The sequence below is a fragment of the Paractinoplanes pyxinae genome (assembly GCF_026626335.1).
Classification (GTDB): Bacteria; Actinomycetota; Actinomycetes; order Mycobacteriales; family Micromonosporaceae; genus Actinoplanes; species Actinoplanes pyxinae.
Map to the genome: position 1 here is coordinate 51,283 of NZ_JAPNTZ010000016.1, position 19,758 is coordinate 71,040.

16 protein-coding genes are annotated in these 19,758 nt (G+C 71.7%); 3 read left to right on the plus strand and 13 right to left on the minus strand.

Translation table 11 applies throughout. The annotated features are described in order from the left end of the window. Positions 1–8 precede the first annotated feature (8 nt). Genes OWR29_RS36840 through OWR29_RS36870 form a run of 7 tightly spaced genes read right to left on the minus strand, consistent with a single transcriptional unit; the run spans position 9 to position 8,990 of the window. Positions 9–1,700 carry an ABC transporter ATP-binding protein gene (locus OWR29_RS36840; RefSeq protein WP_267568132.1) on the minus strand — a complete coding sequence of 564 codons (1,692 nt, stop codon included), beginning with the start codon at positions 1,698–1,700 and terminating at the stop codon, positions 9–11. Further along, positions 1,697–3,298 (minus strand): ABC transporter transmembrane domain-containing protein, encoded by a 1,602-nt coding sequence (locus tag OWR29_RS36845; protein WP_267568133.1) that lies wholly within the window; start codon positions 3,296–3,298, stop codon positions 1,697–1,699. Before OWR29_RS36845 ends, OWR29_RS36840 begins: the two co-directional genes overlap by 4 nt. Beyond that, positions 3,295–4,092 carry an ABC transporter ATP-binding protein gene (locus OWR29_RS36850; protein ID WP_267568134.1) on the minus strand — a complete coding sequence of 266 codons (798 nt, stop codon included), beginning with the start codon at positions 4,090–4,092 and terminating at the stop codon, positions 3,295–3,297. The genes OWR29_RS36845 and OWR29_RS36850 overlap by 4 nt, the downstream gene beginning before the upstream one ends. Continuing rightward, entirely contained in the window at positions 4,089–5,138 is a 1,050-nt protein-coding gene (locus tag OWR29_RS36855; RefSeq protein ID WP_267568135.1) for a FecCD family ABC transporter permease, read from the minus strand. The genes OWR29_RS36850 and OWR29_RS36855 overlap by 4 nt, the downstream gene beginning before the upstream one ends. Further along, positions 5,135–6,178 (minus strand): FecCD family ABC transporter permease, encoded by a 1,044-nt coding sequence (locus tag OWR29_RS36860; RefSeq protein WP_267568136.1) that lies wholly within the window; start codon positions 6,176–6,178, stop codon positions 5,135–5,137. The genes OWR29_RS36855 and OWR29_RS36860 overlap by 4 nt, the downstream gene beginning before the upstream one ends. After that, positions 6,175–7,140, minus strand: coding sequence for an ABC transporter substrate-binding protein (locus OWR29_RS36865; protein ID WP_267568137.1), 966 nt, complete (start codon positions 7,138–7,140; stop codon positions 6,175–6,177). The genes OWR29_RS36860 and OWR29_RS36865 overlap by 4 nt, the downstream gene beginning before the upstream one ends. A 14-nt stretch (positions 7,141–7,154) precedes the next feature. Then, the gene (locus tag OWR29_RS36870) at positions 7,155–8,990 is read right to left on the minus strand and encodes a siderophore-interacting protein (RefSeq protein WP_267568138.1); all 1,836 of its coding nucleotides are present in this window, start codon (positions 8,988–8,990) and stop codon (positions 7,155–7,157) included. 61 nt (positions 8,991–9,051) lie between these two features. On the opposite strand from OWR29_RS36870, the gene OWR29_RS36875 reads away from it, so the two are divergent. Beyond that, positions 9,052–10,620 carry a helix-turn-helix domain-containing protein gene (locus OWR29_RS36875; RefSeq protein ID WP_267568139.1) on the plus strand — a complete coding sequence of 523 codons (1,569 nt, stop codon included), beginning with the start codon at positions 9,052–9,054 and terminating at the stop codon, positions 10,618–10,620. Here the strand turns inward: OWR29_RS36875 and OWR29_RS36880 are convergent. Further along, the gene (locus OWR29_RS36880; protein WP_267568140.1) at positions 10,604–11,782 is read right to left on the minus strand and encodes an SGNH/GDSL hydrolase family protein; all 1,179 of its coding nucleotides are present in this window, start codon (positions 11,780–11,782) and stop codon (positions 10,604–10,606) included. The two genes, OWR29_RS36875 and OWR29_RS36880, sit on opposite strands and share 17 nt — an antisense overlap. Before the next feature lie 61 nt (positions 11,783–11,843). Next, positions 11,844–14,033, minus strand: a complete 2,190-nt coding sequence (locus OWR29_RS36885) for a S1 family peptidase (RefSeq protein WP_267568141.1) — start codon at positions 14,031–14,033, stop codon at positions 11,844–11,846. A 181-nt stretch (positions 14,034–14,214) separates the two neighbouring features. Between OWR29_RS36885 and OWR29_RS36890 the strand changes: the two genes are divergently transcribed. Beyond that, entirely contained in the window at positions 14,215–15,036 is an 822-nt protein-coding gene (locus OWR29_RS36890) for a helix-turn-helix domain-containing protein (RefSeq protein ID WP_267568142.1), read from the plus strand. A 6-nt stretch (positions 15,037–15,042) separates the two neighbouring features. Here the strand turns inward: OWR29_RS36890 and OWR29_RS36895 are convergent, their stop codons facing one another. Beyond that, the gene (locus tag OWR29_RS36895; protein ID WP_267568143.1) at positions 15,043–15,249 is read right to left on the minus strand and encodes a DUF397 domain-containing protein; all 207 of its coding nucleotides are present in this window, start codon (positions 15,247–15,249) and stop codon (positions 15,043–15,045) included. Between the two features lie 298 nt (positions 15,250–15,547). Between OWR29_RS36895 and OWR29_RS36900 the strand changes: the two genes are divergently transcribed. Then, complete coding sequence (locus OWR29_RS36900; protein WP_267568144.1) at positions 15,548–16,465, plus strand: GGDEF domain-containing protein; 918 nt, start codon at positions 15,548–15,550, stop codon at positions 16,463–16,465. Positions 16,466–16,471: 6 nt separating this feature from the next. On the opposite strand, the gene OWR29_RS36905 is transcribed toward OWR29_RS36900, so the two are convergent. The 3 genes from OWR29_RS36905 to OWR29_RS36915 all read right to left on the minus strand — a co-directional run bounded on the left by OWR29_RS36905 (position 16,472) and on the right by OWR29_RS36915 (position 19,758). After that, a complete protein-coding gene (locus tag OWR29_RS36905) occupies positions 16,472–17,398 on the minus strand; it encodes an NADP-dependent oxidoreductase (RefSeq protein ID WP_267568145.1) in 927 nt (308 codons plus the stop codon). Between the two features lie 51 nt (positions 17,399–17,449). Next, entirely contained in the window at positions 17,450–18,292 is an 843-nt protein-coding gene (locus tag OWR29_RS36910) for an alpha/beta fold hydrolase (protein ID WP_267568146.1), read from the minus strand. 95 nt (positions 18,293–18,387) lie between these two features. Continuing rightward, complete coding sequence (locus OWR29_RS36915; RefSeq protein WP_267568147.1) at positions 18,388–19,758, minus strand: nitroreductase/quinone reductase family protein; 1,371 nt, start codon at positions 19,756–19,758, stop codon at positions 18,388–18,390.

Genomic DNA, 19,758 nt, shown 5'->3' on the forward strand with positions numbered 1-19,758 from the left:
CGGGCTTGTCACAGCGCCCAGGCTTTCCACAGCCGGGCGTAGGTGCCTTGCACCGCCACGAGTTCCTGGTGGGTGCCCGCCTCGATGATCCGGCCGTGCTCCATCACGACGATCCGGTCGCAGGTGGCGGCCTGGGCGAGCCGGTGGGCGATCACCAGCCCGGTCCGGCCGGCCAGCGCGGCGTCGGCGGCGCGGTCGAGGAGGCCGGCGTGGGCGGAGCCGGCTTCCGCGGTCGCCTCGTCGAGGATGGCCAGTTCCGGGGCGGCGAGCAGCAGGCGGGCGAGGGCGAGCTGCTGGGCCTGGGCGTCGGTGAGCGGATGTCCCCCGGCGCCGACGAGGGTGTCCAGTCCGTCGGGGGCCAGGTCGAGGATCGCGGTGGCGCCGGTGGCGTCGAGTGCTGTGTGGAGGTCGCGGTCGGTGGCGTCGGGTGCGGCGAGGGTGAGGTTGTCGCGCAGCGTCCCGGCGAACACATGGACCTCCTGGGTGATGACCGCCGTACGGGCGGGGCGGGTCACCGTTCCCGTCGAGGGCGGATGGATGCCGGCGATCACGGCGGCCAGCGTGGTCTTGCCGGCCCCGGAGGCGCCGACCACGGCGACGTGCTGACCGGCGGCGATGTCGAGGCTGATGCCGTCGAGCACGCGCGGTCCGTCGCCGTACCGGAAAGTGACGTCATGGATTCGCACGCACGGAGAGACGGATGCGGCTGAGCCGGGACCGGCCGGCATCGTGGCGACACCGACCATCCGGCTCAGTGAGGCCAGGGCCGACTGCAGGGTGTCGACGACGAACATCAGCTGGTTGACCGGCTCGAGCAGGCGCAGGACGAGGAGCACGGCGGTCGTGGCTCCGCCGACGGTGGAGGCCCCGCGGCCGATGAGGAGGAAGCCGACGACCAGCACGGTGACCAGGGTCAGGCACTCGCCGAGGTTCAGGCGGGCGTTGAACATGCTCTGCACCCGGCGGGCCAGCAGCGCCTGCACCGCGACGGCCCAGGAGTCCGTCATCACGGCGCGGTGCCGCTGCTCGGCGAGTCCGAAGCCGGCCACCGTGGCGTACCCGCGCTGGGACTCGACGATCTGCTGGGCGCGGGCGCTCATCCCCGCGCGCTCGGCGCGGTACACCGCCGGCCCGGTGCGCAGATACCAGCGCAGGGCGAGCACGTAGACGGGCAGCACGACGGCGAACGCGGCGGCGTACGGCCATTCCAGCGCCGCGAGCCCGCCGAGTGACACGACGACGGTGAACGCGGCGACCGTGACGGCCGGGATCACCGCGGGGGCGGCATCCGCCACGGCGGTCACGTCGTCGCTGGACCGGGAAATCAGATCCCCGGTGCCGGCCCGTTCGACGACGTGTTGCGGCAGCGTCAGACCGCGCTGCACGAGCCGTTCCCGCAGCGCGGCCAGCACGTTGTGGAAGACCCGCGTCGCCAGGACGATCGTCACCGCGGTGCCGGCCGCCCCGAGCACGGCCGAGACCATCATGGCCGCCGTGAGCAGCAGCACGGTGCCCAGGTCGGCGGTGCCGGCCCGCACCCGGTCGACGAGGAACCCGATCGCCACGGGAACGATCAGTTCGACCGCGGTGCCGGCCATCCCCGTCACGCCGACGGCAACGAGCCGGAGTCGATGCCCGCGGCTGAGCCGCCACAACTCGCGGGCCGTGTCGCGTCCGCCGGCGACCGGAAGCGCGGTCATCTCGCCGCCGTCCGGTCGAGCAGGTCGACGATCCGGTCGCAGCCGCCCAGCAGGGCCGGGGACGAGGTGATCAGCAGCGTCGAGCGGCCCGCACGGAACTCGCGCAGCCGGCCCGCGATCGTCTGCTCGGTCACCGAGTCGACCGCGGTGGTCGGGTCGTGCAGCACCAGCACCGGCGCGCCGGTCGAAACGGCCCGCGCGAGGGCGAGGCGCTGCCGCTGGCCGCCGGAGAGGCGGTGGCCGTTCTCGCCGACCGGGGCGTCGAGATCGGCCGCGAAGTCGTCGCAGGCCGCCGCGTGCAACGCGGATCGCAGCCGCTCGGGGGCGTCCCGGGTGAGGTTGTCGCGGATCGTTCCGGTGAACAGGGTGACCTGATGCGGGGCGACGATGACCCGGGAGCGGTATTCGCCGTCGAGGCGCACCTCGAGGCCGCTGTCGTGTTCCGGGCTCAGCAGGGCTGCGGCCAGACGGGCGGCGGTGGGGTCGTCGGCGCGCACTCCGACGAACTCGCCCGGCTCGACCCGGACGTACAGGCTCGCACCCGTAACCTCCAAAGTGGACGGCTTCTGAAACAGCGCCGTAGACGGGATCCCGCTGACGGGGGCGGGCGGCAGTACGTCCAGAAGGCGGGCGGCGGATGCGCGGGCGTTGGCGAGGTTGGGTATGGAGGCGCGCGCGATCCACTGCATCTGCGGCAGCAGGGCCTGCGAGAGGCCGACCGCGGCGATCAGCCCGCCGACGCTCAGCCGCCCGTCCACGGCGAACCAGCCCGCCAGCCCGGTCACCGCGACGAGGAACACGCCGTTGACCACGCCCGAACCGACCAGGAACCGCCCGAGCAGGCCCGCGTTGCGTTGCGCACCGACGAGGGCCGCCCGGCTGGCTCGCCCGTACCGCCGACCGGCCTCGGCCTCGGCGCCTACGCCCTTGAGCACCCGGTAGCCGGCCACCAGATCGGTCGCCTGCCCGACCGTGGAAGCCAGCAGCGTCTGGTACTCGCGGCTGTCGCGGGACAGCCGCTCGCTGAGCACGCCCATCAACCAGACCGCGACCGGCGCCCCGAGCAGCACCACCAGCCCGAGCAGCCAATGCGTCGCCAGCAGCGAGACCGCGATGAAGCCGATGGCCGTCATCCGCGAGACCGGGATGATCGCGAGAATCACCGCGTTCGACAGGCGCGTGACGTCGTTCGTCATCACCGAGACCACGCCGCCGTCCGGCGCCCGGGCGGCGCCGCCGACCCGATGCAGCACGCCGATGGACAGGGTGCCGCGCAGCCGGTGCTGCAGCACCTGCACCGCATAGGCGGTCAGCCGCAGCGAGAGCCCGGCCGCCGCCGTCAAGGCCACGTAGAGGGCGACCAGCGCACCGAGCCACCGCCCCAGCTGTCCGGCGTCCCCGGTGGCGAGGGCCCGGTCGATCGCGAGGCCCATCACCACCGGGACCGCCGACTCGCCGACCTGCCACACGATCGCCAGCAGCATCGCGGGAACGGTGACCCGGGGCAGTGAGAAGACGACGCGCGCCACGAACCGGCCGGGACGCTCGCCCGGCCTGACCTCGAACGGCCGGGCGTCAGGGGGCTCGACGTGCTTCAACGGCTGCGGTCCCGGCCCAGCGGCACCACGTGCGGGGTGCCGGCCACGGGGTCGGCGACGACCAGGCAGCGCAGCCCGAAGACCTCCTCGACCAGTTCGGCCGTGACGATCTTCTCGGGGGTGCCCTCGGCGACGATCCGGCCGTCCTTCATGGCGATCAGGTGGGTGCCGAAGCGCGCGGCGTGGTTGAGGTCGTGCAGGACGGCGACCAGCGTGCGGCCGGCCTGGTTGAGATCGGTGAACAGCTCCAGCAGCTCGATCTGGTGGGTGATGTCGAGGAAGGTCGTGGGCTCGTCCAGCAGCAGGATGTCGGTGTGCTGGGCGAGCGCCATCGCCACCCACACCCGCTGACGCTGCCCGCCCGAGAGCTCGTCGACGAGCCGGCTCGAGAGGCCGGTGACGGCGGCGGCGTCCATCGCATTGCGCACGGCCCGCTCGTCGTCCGCGGTCCACTGCCGCATGAAGCCGTGGTACGGATACCGGCCGCGAGCCACCAGGTCGGCCACCGTGATGCCGTCGGGGGCGATCGAGGTCTGCGGGAGCAGCCCGACCCGCCGCGCCACCTCCTTCGTCCGGAAGGAGTTGATGTCGGCGCCGTCGAGGACGACCTGCCCGGCCGACGGCCGCAGCAGCCGCGACAGGCCGCGCAGCAGGGTGGACTTGCCGCACGCGTTCGGACCCACGATGACCGTGAACGACTCGTCGGGGATGGCCACCGACAGGTCGCGGGAGATGACGCGTTTGTCGTAGCCGATGGTCGCCGACTCCACCTGGAGTCGTGTCGGGGTGGTCACAGGCGCCTCCTGGCTTCGGTGAACAGCAGCCAGCCGAGGTAGCCGCCGCCGAGCACGACGGTGACGATGCCCACCGGCAGCGGGGTCGGGGCGACGTGCTGGGCGATGTAGTCGGCGGCCAGGCAGAGCAGCGCGCCGACGAGGGCGGCGGGGGCGAGGGTGATGCCCGCGGTGCGCGCGAGCCGGCGGGCGATCTGCGGCGCGACCAGCGAGATGAAGGCGATCGGCCCGGCCGCCGCGGTGACCGTAGCCGTCAGCGCCACACCCACCACGACCAGGCCGAGGCGGGCGGCCGGGACGCGTACGCCCAAAGCCGCGGCCGCATCGTCGCCCAGCTCCATCTGCCGCATCGGCCGGCTCAGCATCCCCGCCGCCGGCAGGAGCACGAGCACGCAGATGCCGCCGATGATCACCTGATCCCAGGATGTCCCGTTGAGTGACCCGGCGCCCCACGTTGCCGCGGCCATCGCCTGGTCCAGGTCGGCCTTGAGGATCAGCCACGTGTTCAGCGACCCCAGCATCGCCGAGACGCCGATGCCGACGACGATCAGGCGGAACCCCTGCACGCCGCGCCGGTACGCGAGCACGTACACGGCGAGGGCCGTGACCATCCCGCCCAGCAACGCCCCGCCCGCCAGCTGCCCGTAGCTGCCGTTGACGACCAGGATCACGATCAGCGCGCCGGTGTAGGCGCCCTGGGAGAACCCGATGATGCCGGGGTCCGCGAGCGGGTTGCGCAACATCGACTGGAAGACCGCCCCGCTGACCCCCAGGGCGGCCCCGAACACCAGCGCCGCGGTCACCCGGGGCAGCCGCCACTCGACCACGATGTCGTGCATCAGCCCGGTTTCGCGGCCCGTCAGGGCGGACAGCACCTCCCCCGGGCCGAGCGAGTACGAGCCGGTCATCAGGGCGAGAACCGCCAGGCCGGCGAGCGCCAGCACCAGCACCGCGCACACGACGACCGAGCGCCGCTCGAGCCGTACCGCGATCCGGCGGCGCCGCAGCACCAGCATCGGCCGGCCGAAGTCCACGTCGCTGCTCACAACCCGCTCGCCTTCTTCCGCCGCACCAGCGCGATGAGCACGGGGGCGCCGACGAAGGCGGTGACGACACCCACGGGGATCTCGCCGGGCCGCAGCACGACCCGCCCGAGGATGTCGGAGACCAGCAGCAGGCCGGGGGCGAGCAGGACGCTGTACGCGAAGATCCACCGCTGGTGCGGGCCGGCGATCCACCGGGCCACGTGCGGAACCATGAGGCCGACGAACGCGATCGGCCCGGCGATGGCCGTCGCTCCCCCGGCGAGCAGGGTGAGCGCGATGATGGCGAGGACGCGGGTGCGGGCCAGGCTGACGCCGTGCGACACCGCCAGCTCGTCGCCCAGGGCCATCGCGTTGAGCGGGCCGGCCACCACGAAGGCCAGAACCAGCGCCACCGCGAGGAACGGCAGGATCGGCCACACCACCTCCAGCGGGCGTCCCCCGATCGAACCGGCGTTCCACGAGCGCATCGCGTCGAAGGCGTCCGGGTCGGTCAGTTGCAGCGCCTCCCGGGCGCCGCCGAGCACCGCGCCGACGCAGACCCCGGCCAGCACCATGACCACCGGCGAGGAGCCCTGCCGCGTCGACCCGAGTGCCAGCACCATCAGGGTGACGACCAGCGCGCCCGCGAACGCGAACCACATGTAGCCCTGGACGTCGCTGACGCCGAGCAGCCCCACGGCGACCGTCACCGCGAACGACGCCCCGGCGTGGACGCCGAGAATGCCCGGATCGGCCAGGGGGTTGCGGGTGAGCGCCTGGATCAGCGCGCCCGACAGCCCGAGCGCGACCCCGACGACCAGGCCCACGATGGTGCGCGGCAGCCGGTAGTCCTGGACCGCGACCTGGTCGATGCCGGTCGAGGAGTGGACCAGCGCGTCCCACACCACCGACGGCGGGATCGACGTCGACCCGATCATCACGCTCAGCACCAGCAGGACGACGAGCACCACCAGCGCGATGACCAGGCCGAGCAGACGACGACGCGGTCCGGGCACCGTCGTGGTGCCCGGACCGTCCTGCCGTACGGCGAGGACTGTCACTCCTTGGCCGGGAGGGTCGCCAGTGCCTTGTCGAGCGAGTCCAGGTACTGCAGGACCGGCCCGTACGAGTTGTTGCCGGGGCAGAAGACGCCGAGCGCGCGACCGGAGGTCACGGCGGGCAGCGCCTTCCAGGTGTTGAGGTTGGCCACCTCGGCGAAGGGCACGGTCGGCTGGCCCGCGGCGGTGACCGGGTAGGTGATCACGTCGTACTTGGACAGCGAAGTGAGCTGCTCGTACGGCAGGTTCGCGTACGCCAGCGGGTCCTGGCCGGCGGCGGCCTCGGGCAGGTTCAGGCCGATGTCGTCCCGGGCGATCTCGGAGCAGCCGATGTCCGCGATGTAGAACGTTCCGGGATCGCTCCACTCCGCGCGGGCGATGTCGACGAACGTGGTGTCCTTGATGACCGCGCCGTAGGTCTCCTTGATCTTCGCGACCTTCTCCGCGAACTGCGTCTTCTGCTGGCTCAGGGCGGCCGACGTGTTGCCGGCCTCCGAGATCGCGTCGGCGAACTCTTTCCACTCGGTGTCGAGCGACCACGAGACCGTCGGGGCGATCGACGTGAGCTGCTTCTCGATCGCCTTGAACCCGGCGTCGTCGATCTGGACCAGGATGAGGTCCGGCTTCAAGCCGGCCAGCTTCTCGAGGTCGATCTCCTGATCACCGACGTTCGTGGCGGCCTTGTACGTCGCCTGCTGGTCTGCGGGCAGCTTCGTGAGCGTCGACTCGACCACCTGGGTGACGGCGACCGGCTTGCCGCCGAGGTCGATGTACGGCTGAGTCGTGTTGCCGATCGTGGCCACCCGTTGCGGGGCGGCCGGAACCTGGACGGTGCCGTTGTCGGCCGTGACGCTGCGGGTCGTGGGGGCCGCCGCCTCGGCGGTGTCGTCGCCGCCGTCCCCGCCACAGGCGGTGAGGACGAGAGCTGCGCCCAGGAATGCGGCTATCAGGGGTGTTCTGGTCATGGTTATGTTCTCTTTCAGATGGTTTCGAGTTCGTGGACGTTGGTGCCCCAGCCGACGGTGTGCGTGGCTCTCCGTTCGAGGCCGGCCCGGGCGATGACGTGGTCGAGTTCGGCCGCGGTGCGCAGGCCGGAGCCGTGCACGGTGAGGGCGAGCAGGTCGGCCTCGCCGTCGTGCTCGTCGAGGTCGTCGGTGTCGAACAGCTCCTCGACCAGCAGCACCCGGCCGCCGCTCTCGGCGGCTCGCCGCAGGGCGTGGGCGGCATCGGCGTCGGGCAGGTTGCTGAAGGCGCGGATGACGAACACCGCGTCGGCCGGCGGGCTGGGCTCGAAGACGGACTGCTCGAGCACGGCGACCCGCGCGCGCTGCTGCTCGTCCCCGATGGTGTCGAGCAGGTCGCGGCGCAGCCAGTCAGCCTGGGCGGGCAGCGCGCAGATCGTCACCCGCAGGTTCTCGTGGGCGGCGACGAACGCGGCCGCCTGGGCGCCCGCGCCGCCGGAGTGCAGCACCAGGTGCGAGACCCCCTTGAGGATGTCGGACGAGGCGATCGGCTCGGCCAGCGTCGCCTGGAACTTCGCGAGCCGTTCCAGGTAGCGGTCCTCGTAGGCCTGCTCGGCCCGTACCTCGGCGAAGGTCTGCCCGGTGACCGAGGAGTAGGCCGCCCGGCCGGTGCGGATCGACTCGGTCAGCCCGTGGATGCCGAGCATCTCGCGCCCCGTCACGCCCGCCGGGTGCAGCAGTTCGATCATGAAGTCGACGGTCAGGACCTCACCGGACGACGTCAGTTCGTAGCGGCCCGGCCCGGTCTCGGTCACGACGTCGAGGGTGCGCAAGTAGCGCAGCAACTTGCCCAGCGCCCGCTCGTCGGTGTCAGTCTTGGCAGCCAGGTCCGTCACGGCGGTCGTGCCGCGCGAGATCAGCTCGGGCACGCCCAGCTCCACGGCGGTGCGGATCGCCAGCGGCGGGATCAGCTCGGTCAGATCGTGGATCTTCTCCATCGGGGTCTTCGTCCTCGCGGAGTCGGGCACCGCGGCGTCGGTCTCCAACGCGACGACCTCGCCGCGACGCCAGTACCCGATGAACTCGACGTCCTGTTTGGGCACTCCCCGGTCCTCGACCAGATGACGCCGGAGGTCTCGTACGGTCGCCTGTTCCCCGGCCACCCACGCGTACGGCCGACCGGCCCACCAGCCGCAGTTCCGGACGGCGTTCAGGAGACGGGCCTCGGCGCCGTCGCGGACGAGCCAGGTCACCTCGACGCCGGGCAGCTCACGCAACGGCTGGCGGTCCTCTTCCGTGGCGACGTCGATGAACACCTGTGCTTTGGCGTCCTCGGGCAGTTCCTCGAGCAGCCGGGCGATCGCGGGGATCGTCGTGTCGTCTCCGGCGACCAGCAGCCAGTCCGCATCCTGCGGCAGCGCCCGCGACGTGCGCGGGCCGGCGATGTGGATGCGGTCGCCGACCTCGGCGCGGTACGCCCAGGTCGTGCCGACACCGATGCCGTGCTTGACGAAGTCCACGTCCAGCTCGCCGATCTCGGGCTCCCACCGCCGTACGGTGTAGGGCCTCGACAACGGCCGGGGATCCCTGGGGAAGTGCAGGCCCTTCTCCAGCTGCACCGGCAGCACCGGCTCGGAGTGGCCGGGGTAGCAGAACGCGAGCCGGATGTCGTCGTCGAAGCCCGTCGACGCGAATGCCGGCTGAGCGAAGCCGTTGGCCGAGGTGAACTCGCGCAGCTGCGGGCCGGCCAGCGTGATGCGCCGCATCCCCGGTGTCAGGTCCAGAACCCGTACGACCTCGACCTCTCGCAAGGTCAATGGGTGCACGGTGATCCGGCGTGAGGTCTTCGGCATGCGGTAATGTTAGGCAAACCTAACCTCCAGTGGTGCACCTAGATCGCCATATAGTTAGGACATGGCGGCAGTGGATCCGCCGCCGATCCCCCGGGTGCGATCGAGCGGCCTGTGGGACCAGCCCGAGCACCTGCTGCTGTGGGTCCGCACCGGCTCGGCCTGTGTCCGCATGGAGGGCAATCCGGACTTTCGGCTCACCGGCGGCGAGGGTGTCTGGATTCCGGCGTACGGGGGCAGCCACTGGACGGTCGACACGGAGCCCGGCACGGTCGCCTTCCCGCTGCTGACCCATCCGAGCATCGCGGCCGGGACGTGGCCGGAGCCGAGGCGGTTCGTGGTTCCCGACGGCTGGCAGGACTGGCTGATCCAGGCCTTCAACCTCATGGTCACGCCGCTGACCGGCCACGGGTACTCCCAGGACGCGCTCGTCGATTTGCTTCGCGGCTCCGAAAGGCGACCGGCGCCGGCCGGCCGCGCGGGCGATCCGCCGATCGTGCCGAGAGCCGCCGGGGCCCGCGAAGTGGCCGAGGAACTGATGCGGAATCCCGCGCTCGACCTCACCGTCACCGAATGGGCGGCCCGGGTGCTGTCCAGCCCGCGCACCCTGCTGCGGGACTTCCGCGCCGACACCGGGCTGACCTTCGAGCAGTGGCGGCTGCGCTGCCGGTTGACCGCGGCCGCCGAGTACATCGCAGCCGGCCACAGCGTCGGTGGAGTGCCGGCCCGGGTGGGTTTCTCAACTCAGAGCGGTTTCATCCGCGCGTTCAAGCAGCGATTCGGGCTGACGCCGCACGAGTTCAGCCGTGAGCTGTCCGCCCGGCCTGCCGCGAGCGCGCTGACCGACAACCTGATGCGCATGATGCGCGCGAACGACGCCCCCCGCGCGCCCGACCTGCTGCCCGCGGCTCGCACGCCGTCGCACACGAACAACGTCCACGTGCTCGTCTGGACGTATCGCGGCAGCGGATACCTGGACGTCGGCGACCACCGCTACGAGCAGGAACGGGGCGTCGCGACCTGGATCCCCGCGGGCGCGGAGCACACGATGGGCGTACGCGAGAACTCGATCTCTCTGCCCCTCGGCAACGCCGGCCCCGGCGACCTGCAGCTGACCGAGCCGCTGCAGGTCCAGTTCTCGCCGGCCTGGGACGACTACCTGATGTTCTGTTCCGTCAGTGCCCGCACTCCCCTGCGCCCCGACGACTACGACCCGAGCCACGTCTCCGATCTGTTCGCCGATCAGGTCGCCGCGCAGCGGGCACTGTCGCTACCGATGCCGACCGAGTCCCGGGCCCGGGCAGCGGCCATGGACTATCTGCGTCGCATCGGCACCTCGGGCGGCACAGGCCTCGACGTGCCGGCCGACATCCACCGGGCCTTCCGCGAACAGACCGGCATGAGCTTCGCCCGGTGGTGCTACGCCGCCCGCATGCGCGTCGCCCGCGACATGCTCGCCGGCGGCGCCAAGCCCACCGCCGTCTCCCGTCGCGTCGGCTACGCCCACCTGCCCACCTTCAGCGCCGCCTTCACCCGCTTCCACGGACTGTCACCACGCGACTATCAGGACCGCGCGGCGCCCGCGAAGGGGTCGGCCGACCGGGTCGCCGATGTCGTCACGGGGCGATGGTGACCCGGACGGAGGCGGCCGTGTTGTTCCAGCCGATCGTTCTGAGGTCGGCCGCCGCGTAGTCCTGGTCGACGACGTAGCTGCGGTAGTTGCCCTCGGTGTTGCAGTCGGTCCACTCGAAGATCTGCACGTAGTACCGGGTGGCGCTGTCGGGGTTCTTCCGCAGGGCCCACGAGGACGCCGAGTCGTAGGCCCAGAAGCCGCTGGAGTACGAGCTGCCGGTGAGGTTCCAGCAGCCGGCGATCCCGGCCGTGCGGGTCGCCCGGAGGGTTTCGTAGCTCCGGATCAGGCGGCCGTTGTCGTAGTTGGTGTTGTCCCACAGGCAGAGGTAGCCGCCGGTGGCCGCGGTGCCGGTCGGGCAGTCGGTCCAATTGCCCTGCGCGGACTGATCCAGGAACATGCGCTGGGCGACGGTTGCCCAGAGGGCGTGCCCGGCCGGCGACGGGTGCACGCCGTCGGGCACGAGCTCGGCCTGGGAGCGCGCGTCGTTGCGGAACGCGTTGTAGGCGTCGATGACGGGCCACCGGTTCTCGCCGGCCAGCGTCCGGATGAGCTGGATGCGCTGGGCGTGCGCGGCGATCTGCTCGGCGGTCTTGCCGGCCGAGCCCTCGCCCTCGGGGTTCTGCAGCACCGGGACGATGCCGGCGGCGGGGTGCTTGGCCTGCAGCGCGCCGGTGAGGGTGGCGTAGTCCGGGTAGGTGGTGGCGGCGCCCTCGTTGTGGCTGTAGTTGATCACGTACAGGTCGCCGGCGTGCGCGGTGAGCTTCGCGAACCGGGTGGCATCGGTGGCGTAGCTCGCCTTGGTGCCGGGCACACTGCCGTTGTAGATGGTCAGCGCGGGCCCGCTCGGGGCGCCGGCTCCGAGCACGGTCGCGGTGCCGTAGGCCTGGTCGGGATCGGACCACGTCCGGTACGTGGTGCGGTGTTCGGGGCTGCGGCCGGCCAGCCACACGGAGAGGCTGTGGAACCACTCGCTCGTCTCGTTGCCGGTCGAGTCGCCGAGCAGCGTGACGACGGCGGACTGGCCGCTGTCGAGCCGTTGCAGCAGATCCGCCGGTGCGGCGTCGGCCGGCGCCGCGGACGCGTCAGCGCTCCAGGCCGGGGCGGGGTTGGTGGCGCAGACGATGATCAAGGTGAGGGTGGCAGCAAGTCGGCGCAGCAACATGGCGGAGGGGGCTCCTCAGTGGGTCCCGGCACGGCTGCGCCGGGACCCGCGGGGTCAGCGGTCAGGAGATGTAGGGCTGGGCCGACAGGGCGATCTGGTTCCAGCCGGCGGTGTCCACCGGGTCGTCCGGGAAGGAGCGGATGTCGGTGCCCGAGCCGTTGTCCGGGTCGGCGTCCTTGAACCGCAGCAGGGCTCCGGCGGACGTACGGACGAAGTAGTCGCCGTTGCCGGGTGACACCAGTGACGCGTAGTTCCAGCCGGAGGCCGCGAGGACCTGCGCCGGCGACCACTCGCCCTCCCGGCTGATCGGGTAGCTGAGCAGGCGCCCGTCGGACGTGGTGCCGAGCACGTGCCCGAGCAGGGGCGCGGCCAGGGTGGTCTGGGTGAAGCCGGTGCCGACCTGCACGTTGTCGGTGATGTCGCCCGCGACCGGCTTCGCCTTGGTCAGCCGGTAGCGCCGCAGGGTGCTGCCGGCGATGCCGTACAGGGTGTCGTTGCCGTCGAAGGTCAGCAGCCGGTGCGACCAGCCGGCGGCGATTTTCACCGGCGGAGCGAACAGCAGCGCCGGCTTGGTGGCGATGATGTCGACCCGGTACAGGTTGAAGCTGGTGGTCGTGTCGGTGACCAGCAGGGTGTTGTAGTTCAGGGTGGCCAGGGTGCCCGGCGTGAACGGCAGCGTCGCCGCGGAGACGACGGTCGGGCCGTCCCGGTCGCCGGTCACCGAGTCGATCGCCGTGTAGGTCAACCGCTTGTCGCTGGTGAGGCCGAAGATCGAGGTGTCGACCGGGCTCTGCGGGTTAGCGTCGAACGGCACGGCGGCCAGCATCGACATGGTCCAGCCCGCGGTGTCCACCGGGTCGTTCGGGTAGGACACCAGGCCGGCGCCGTTCAGGTCGTTCGGCGTCGGGTCGCTGAACCGCTGCAGGCCACCGGCGGCCGTACGGCCGTAGTAGAGCCCCCGGCCGGGCGACACGACAGCGGTGAACCCGGCCCACACCGAGTTGGTGGTCAGGGTCGCGCCGACCCACGTGGTCAGGCGCGGCAAGCGATAGGCGCGTACGACGCCCGCGCTGGTCGAACCGATCACGTAGTCGGGCCCGGTGGCGGCCAGGGTCTGGATCGATCCGAGCCCGTCCGGGATGACCAGGTTGTTGTTGATGATCTGGGCCGGACCGGGCTTGGCCGACGTGACGGTGTAGCGGCGCATGAAGTTGCCGGCGATGCCGAACAGGGTGCCGTCGCCGTCGAAGCTCAGCAGCCGGTGCGACCAGCCGGACGGGGCCAGCTGCACCGGGGCGGCGAAGCTCAGCGCCGGGTTGTTGCCGGTGATGTCGACCCGGTACAGCGCGTTCTGCTCGGAGGTGACCAGCAGCGTGTTCTGGTTCAGCGCGGCGACCGCCCGGGGCGTGAAGCCCAGCGCGGCGGTCGAGGTGACGGTGGTCAGCCTGTCCCCGCTCGCCGATTCGATGACCGAGAAAGTCAGGCGGCCGTCCGGCAGCGCGCCGTAGATCTGCACATCGGCCACCGTGGTCTGGCGGATCCAGCCGGCCAGCACGTCGACCCGGGTCTCGACCGCGCCGGCATCGGAGCCGGTCGAGCCGAGGCAGCCGCCGGCCGCCGATTCGTAGTGCAGGCCCACCAGTTCGGGGCCGGTGGAGGTCTGGCGCAGGGCCGGCCCGCCCGCGTCACCCTTGCAGATCACGCCGCCGGCGGCCGGGCTGACCGCCGCGGTGGCCGCCGTGACGTCGCCGACGACGAAGTCGGCCGCGTGCAGACGGTTCGGCACCCACTCGGTGCGGGTCCGGCCGTAGCCGGCCGCCTGCAGCGTCTCGCCCGCGACGGGCGCGGTGACGGCGGCGCGGACCGGCGTGACACCGGTCGCCGGGGTGGCCAGCCGGGCCAGCACGACGTCCCGGTCGGGGTGCGGCACGAGCCAGACGACCGGGGCGACGTGCCCACCCGTCCCGGTGAGGTCGGTCCGGCCGACGGTGACCGTGGTGTCGCGGGCCGGCACGCCGAGCTGGACCGGTCCCGGTCCGAAGCAGCTGCGGGCGGTGATCACCCACTGTGGAGCGACGAGGGCGCCGCTGCACGCCTGGGCGTTCGGTTGCGCCCCGACCTCGACCCGCGCCGCGAACGCGTACGTGCCGTCCGGCACCTCGTCGCCGCCGGCGGCCGACGCCGACCCCGCGGCCAGCCCGGACACGACGACAGCCGTCGCGCCCAGCGCCAGCCCCCGCAAGAACTTCATGTCAGATCCCCCGTGATCTATGCGATGACCCGCGGAGTATAGGCAACGACGAATGCCTGGGGGTGCCCGCGGCCTGGCCGGCCGTCGATGAGCAGCGACGACTTGCCTTTTGACAAGGCGGCATGGCGGGTACGGTGGTCTGGATCACCGTCCACAGGGGTTGGGTAAGCGGAGGTAAGGCGTGCCGGTCACGGGCCAACGCGTCGTGCGGCGGGCACTGGGGCGGCGGTTGACGCGTCTGCGCACGGCGTCCGGCATGAGCCGGCGCGACGTGGTGGGAGCGCGGCTGGGCATCTCGGAGCCGACGCTGCACCGCATCGAGACGGGCAAGGTGCCGGTCACCGGGGCCAACGTGCGCGCGCTGTGCTGGCTCTACGGCGCAGACCAGGGCATCACCGACGCGCTGGCCGACCTCGCGCTGGGCACCTCACAGCAGGAGTGGTGGGACGCCAGCCCGGTCATCCCCGAGTGGTTCAAGCTGTACGTCGGACTCGAGGCGTCCGCGTCCCACATGTTCGGGTACGACGGCGAGATCGTTCCCGGCGAGCTGCAGACCCCGGAGTACGCGCGCGCCGTCTTCGGCGCCGAGCAGCCGCTCGACTCGGAGATCGCCGAGCGCCACATCAACCTCCGCCTGCAGCGGCAGAAGACGCTCTTCGCCCGCACCCCGCCGGTCCGCCTCAGGACGGTGCTCGGCGAGGGGGCGCTGACCCGGTCGGTCGGCGGCGAACAGGTGATGAAGGGCCAGATCGAGCATCTGCGGCGGCTGTCCGGAGAGGACACCATCGACATCCGGGTGCTGCCGTTCTCGGCCGGGGCGCACGCGGCGATGGCCGGCGCCTTCCGGATCCTCGAGTTCGACGACCCGGACGACCCGGACGTGGTCTACCTCGAATCCCACGTCGGCGCGCTCTATCTGGAAGAGCAGTTCGAGGTGGACGAATACCGGCGGATCTTCGAGCTGATCAGCCGGGATTCCGTACCGGTCGGCGAGTTCCGGTAACGACGCTCAGTCGGTCAGGAGCCGGTCGAACTCGCCGCGCTTGGCGCCGAACAGGAACGAGTCCCATTCCTCGGTGGTGAACACCACGGTGCCGGCCTCACGGTCGTTGCTGTTACGGACCTCGATGAGGCCGTCCTGGCGGCGAGCCTCGACGCAACTGCCGCCATTGCCCGTAGATCTGCTGGAAATAATCCAGCCGGCTTCGCTGCTCATCAGTGCCCCTCCCCCGGAGTTGCTTGCTCTGTGTAATCGACGCGGCACGGATACGGCGTCGTCCCTGAGGTGCAGAAGGTATGCCGCGGGCATACTCATGAATCTTTCACCACGAAAGCGGCGGCACTCAGAGTAGCCGAAACTCGGCGCGGACGCATCCTGTCAGCGTGAGACCTGTCTTCGTGAAATCTTGCACGGTTCTTGAGCGACTGTCATGATTCCACTGTGGCGCCGGGTGACCCCTGGACGCCGCCTCGACAGCTCCAGCTGGTCCGCCGCAGTTCTGAGAGGACGGCCGATGCGGATCCTCGATCCTGCAGCCGCCGACGCCGGTGGCGTACTGCCGGACGCTCAGTCGCGTACCGGGCCTGAGGTCGCCCGCCTCCAGGCCCGGATCGACCAGCTCGCCGCGCACGTTCAGCGGCTCGAGCAGGAACGCGCCTCACTGCGGTGGATGGCCGGCCACGACGAGCTGACCGGCCTGGCCAACCGCCGCCTGTTCCACGCGCTCGCCCCGGAGCAGCTGCGCGGGGACGACCGTTCGTCGGCCGTCGTGATCCTCGACCTCAACGGCTTCAAACCGATCAACGACACGTACGGGCACGACGCCGGCGACGAAGTCCTCCGCGTGGTCGCCCGGCGCATGGCGACCTGCCTCGGCGACCATCTGGTGGCCCGGCTCGGCGGTGACGAGTTCGCCGCCCTGCCCCGCGCCCCGTACGCCGACGTCTCGGAGACGTGGTGGCGGGAGGTGGCCGGCTCGCTGAGCGCGGCGATCGCGCCCCCGATGGACGTGCAGGGGCACACCCTGTCGGTCACCGCCTCGATCGGCGTCGTGCCGGCGGGCCGCCCGGCCGACCTTCCCGACCTGCTGCGCCGCGCGGACCAGGCGATGTTCAGCGCCAAGCGGCACGCGAACAGCACCGACCGGGCCGGCATCACGTGGGTTGTGGCCACCGAGAGCGGCGACCACACCGAGACGTACGGGCCGGTCGCCTCGGAACCTGTAGTGGGATGCCGTCCGGGCGACCCGGTGTGGGTGCACCGCAGCGGCGCCCGTCGCGCGGGAGTGGTCGAGAGCGCCTGCGAATGGGCGGCTCTGGTTCGCTACCGCTGCCCGAACGGCGCCGGCACGATGGTCGACACGATCCCCACGAGCAGCCTCACGATCCGGACGGAAGCCGACCCGTACCTGGACCGGCTGTCCTCCATCTGAGGGCGCTCAGCCCACCGTCAGCACGAGCTTGCCGTTCAGGCCGCCGGCCAGGACCCGCCGGTGGGCGTCGGCCGCTTCGGTCAGCGGCATCGTGTCCGCCACGCGCGTACGCAGGCTCCCCGCCGCCACCTGCCCGACCAGATCGGCCAGCAGCTCGCGGTCGAGCCGGATGAGTTGCAGCTCTTGACGCACCCCGCGGGCCGGAACGATGGGCGCCGTGGGCCGGGTCGCAACCACAACTCCCCTGTCCTCGACGGCAGCGGCCGCCGCCTCGCCGAGCGGGATCGCGTCGAACACCGCGGCCACCGGCCCGACCGAAGCCAGATCGGCGGACCGGGAAACGACCTCGTGCGCGCCGAGACTCTGCACCCACTGCTCGTCGCCGTCGCTGGCCTGGGCCAGAACGCGATAGCCGCCCTGAACCGCGAGCTGGGTGGCGAACCCGCCGACGCCGCCGCTGGCGCCGGTGACCAGAATGCTGCTGCCGGCCGGGAGCATGGCCAGCGACACCAGTGACAGCCCCTGATGGGCAGTCTGCGCGTTGAGCGGCACCGTGGCCGCGGGCACGAAGTCGAGCCCCTCCGGCAACGGCACCAACCAATCCGTCTCGGCCGGCACCAACTCGGCATAGCCGCCCGGCACACCCCGAGTCGTGTACCACGGAATCATCCCGGCGACGCGATCTCCGACGGCGAAGTCTGTTGTGCCGGGCCCGACCGAGGCCACCTCGCCCGCAATATCCCACCCGGGCGAGAACGGCGGCAGATCCGGCCCGCGCGGAATCTCGCCGGTGGTGGCGGCGACGTCGGCCGGGTGCACACACACCGCGCGGACCCGGACCACCACCTGCCCCGGCCCCGCCTCGGGCTCGGGCAGCTCAGTAACCTGCAACACCTCAGGCCCGCCAAGCGCGACCGCGACGACTCCCAGCACGCGTCCACTCTAGACCGTCAGCTCCCGATTATCAGTCCGGCAATTCCCCGGTCACGGTTGCGGCCGCAGGAAGTCGAGGACCTCGGCCGCGAATGCGTCGTGGTGCTGGAACAGGAAGCCGTGGGCGGCATCGGGATAGATCGTCACGCGCGCGTCCGGGATCAGGCCGCCGAGCAGGTGGGTGTATCGGGGCAGGATCATCGGATCGCTGTCGTCGTTGGCCACGAGGACGGGCGCGGTGATGCCGCCGAGCCGCTCCAGCCGGCTGTGGTCCGGAATGCCCCAGGCGCAGATCGCGTCGTACTGGGCCTGCCGGGTCTGCCACGAGGTGGCCTCGTCACGGTCGTCGGTGCGGCCGTAGATCCGGCCCAGCACTTCCTGGCCGGACTTCCGGCTCGAGTCCGACGGGGTGAAGAACACACCGAGGTAGTCGGCCGGCCCGGTCTCCGGCTGGCCGACCGCGCCGATCACCTCCGGCGCCCAGCCGTGCATGCCGGCCGCGCCCTGCGGCGCGGCCGAAGCCAGGACGAGCCGGCGGACGGCGTCGGGGCGGATCAGGGCGATCTCCTGCGCCACGAAGCTGCCCAGCGAGAATCCGAGCACGTCGGCCCGCGTCAGCCCGAGCGCGTCGAGGAAGGCCAGGGCGTCGCGGGCCATCCCGGCCACCGTCGACGGGGTGGTTCCCGACGACCCGCCGACCCCGGCGTTGTCGAACGCGATGACCCGTCGTTCCGTGGCGAGCGCGTCGACGAGGGCCGGGTCCCAGTTGTCGAGGTTGCCCCGGAAGTGCTGCAGCAGGACGAGGGGGTCGCCGGCGCCTGTCTCGCGGTAGGTGTAGTCGATGCCGTCGGCCGCCCGCACCACGGCGTTGGCCGCCGTCGCATAGGTCTCCATCGTGGTCCTCTCGTCATTGCCGGTCAGTGGCCCCGGTACTCGTGAACCAGACTGACCGGCCCGGCCGGCCACCCCCTCAGCAGAATGACTGGCGATCAGGCGATCGGATCCGGGCGCAGCCGGACGGCCCGCTTGCCGAAGCCGTGGCGGGTGGCCACGTCGAGGTAGGCGCGCGCGATGTCCTCGAGCGGGTACTCCGCCTCGATCGGCACGACCAATCGGCCGGAGGCGATCAGCGCCTGCAGCTCGCTCCAGATGTCCGGCGACAGGGCATCACCGTTGCCGCGGCCCTGGACGCCGTACCGGTGGACCGCCGCATAATCGGTGATGGTGTTGATCCGCTTTGCGGGTACGCCGAGGGCCAGCGCGAGTTCGACGTAGCCGCCGCCGAAGGTGTCGATGACCGCGTCCAGGCCGTCCGGAGTCATCGCCCGCAGGCGGGACTCGAGGCCCGGCCCGTACCGGACCGGCTCGATGCCGAGGGCTTCGAGGCGGGGCATGTTCGCGGCCGAGGTGGCCCCGATGACCCGGGCCCCGGCCAGCCGGGCCAGCTGGCCGGCCAGCACCCCGACACCGCCCGAGGCGGCCGAGACGAACACCGTCTCCCCGGGGGCCGGATCCACCGCGGCGACCGTCGCCCACGCGGTGGCGCCCGCGGCCGGGACTACGGCCGCCGGGGCGAAGCCCAGCCCCGCCAGCTTGGGGCCTACCGAACCGGCGTCGACGACGGCGAAGTCGGCCATCGAGCCGCGCTGGGCATATCCGACGACCTCGTCGCCGACCGCGAACCCGGTGACGCCCGGGCCGGCGGCGGCGACCACACCGGCGAAGTCGTGGCCCATGCCCTGCGGGAAATCGGCGGGCCAGATCGTGGCGAAGGCGCCCTCCCGGATGCCCACCTCGGCCGGGTTGAGCGAGGCCACGACCACCTCGACGAGCACCTGACCGGCCGCCGGCTCGGGCCGGGTCGCCTCGACGACCTCGAGGACGTCGGGACCGCCGTACCGGGTGATCTGGACCTTTCGCGACAGGCGTTCGAGCACGAAGATCGGCATCTTACGGTCGGTTTTGGTCTGATACTCCACGTAGTCCGGCCAGATCTCGATCGCCCGGTCCCACCAGCGCTGATACTCGTCGCCGTCCACCTGGCGGGCCCGGTAGTCGTGCTTGCGCGCGCCGTCCTGCAGCTCGACGTGCGGGTTCGCCGTGAGGTTGAAGTACCAGGCCGGATTCTGCGGGGCGCCGCCGAGCGAGGCGACCACCGCGTACGTGCCGTCGTGCTCGACCCGGATCAGCGCCGACTTGCGCAGCTTGCCGGACCTGGCGCCGACGCTGGTCAGGACGACGATGGGCGCGCCGGCCGGGTTGAACCCGGTCTCGCCCCGGCCGTCCTGCGCCTCGAAGGCGGCCACCTGGTCGGCCGAAAGATCAAAGGTTCCGCGTACGTATTCACCGTGCAGAGGCAT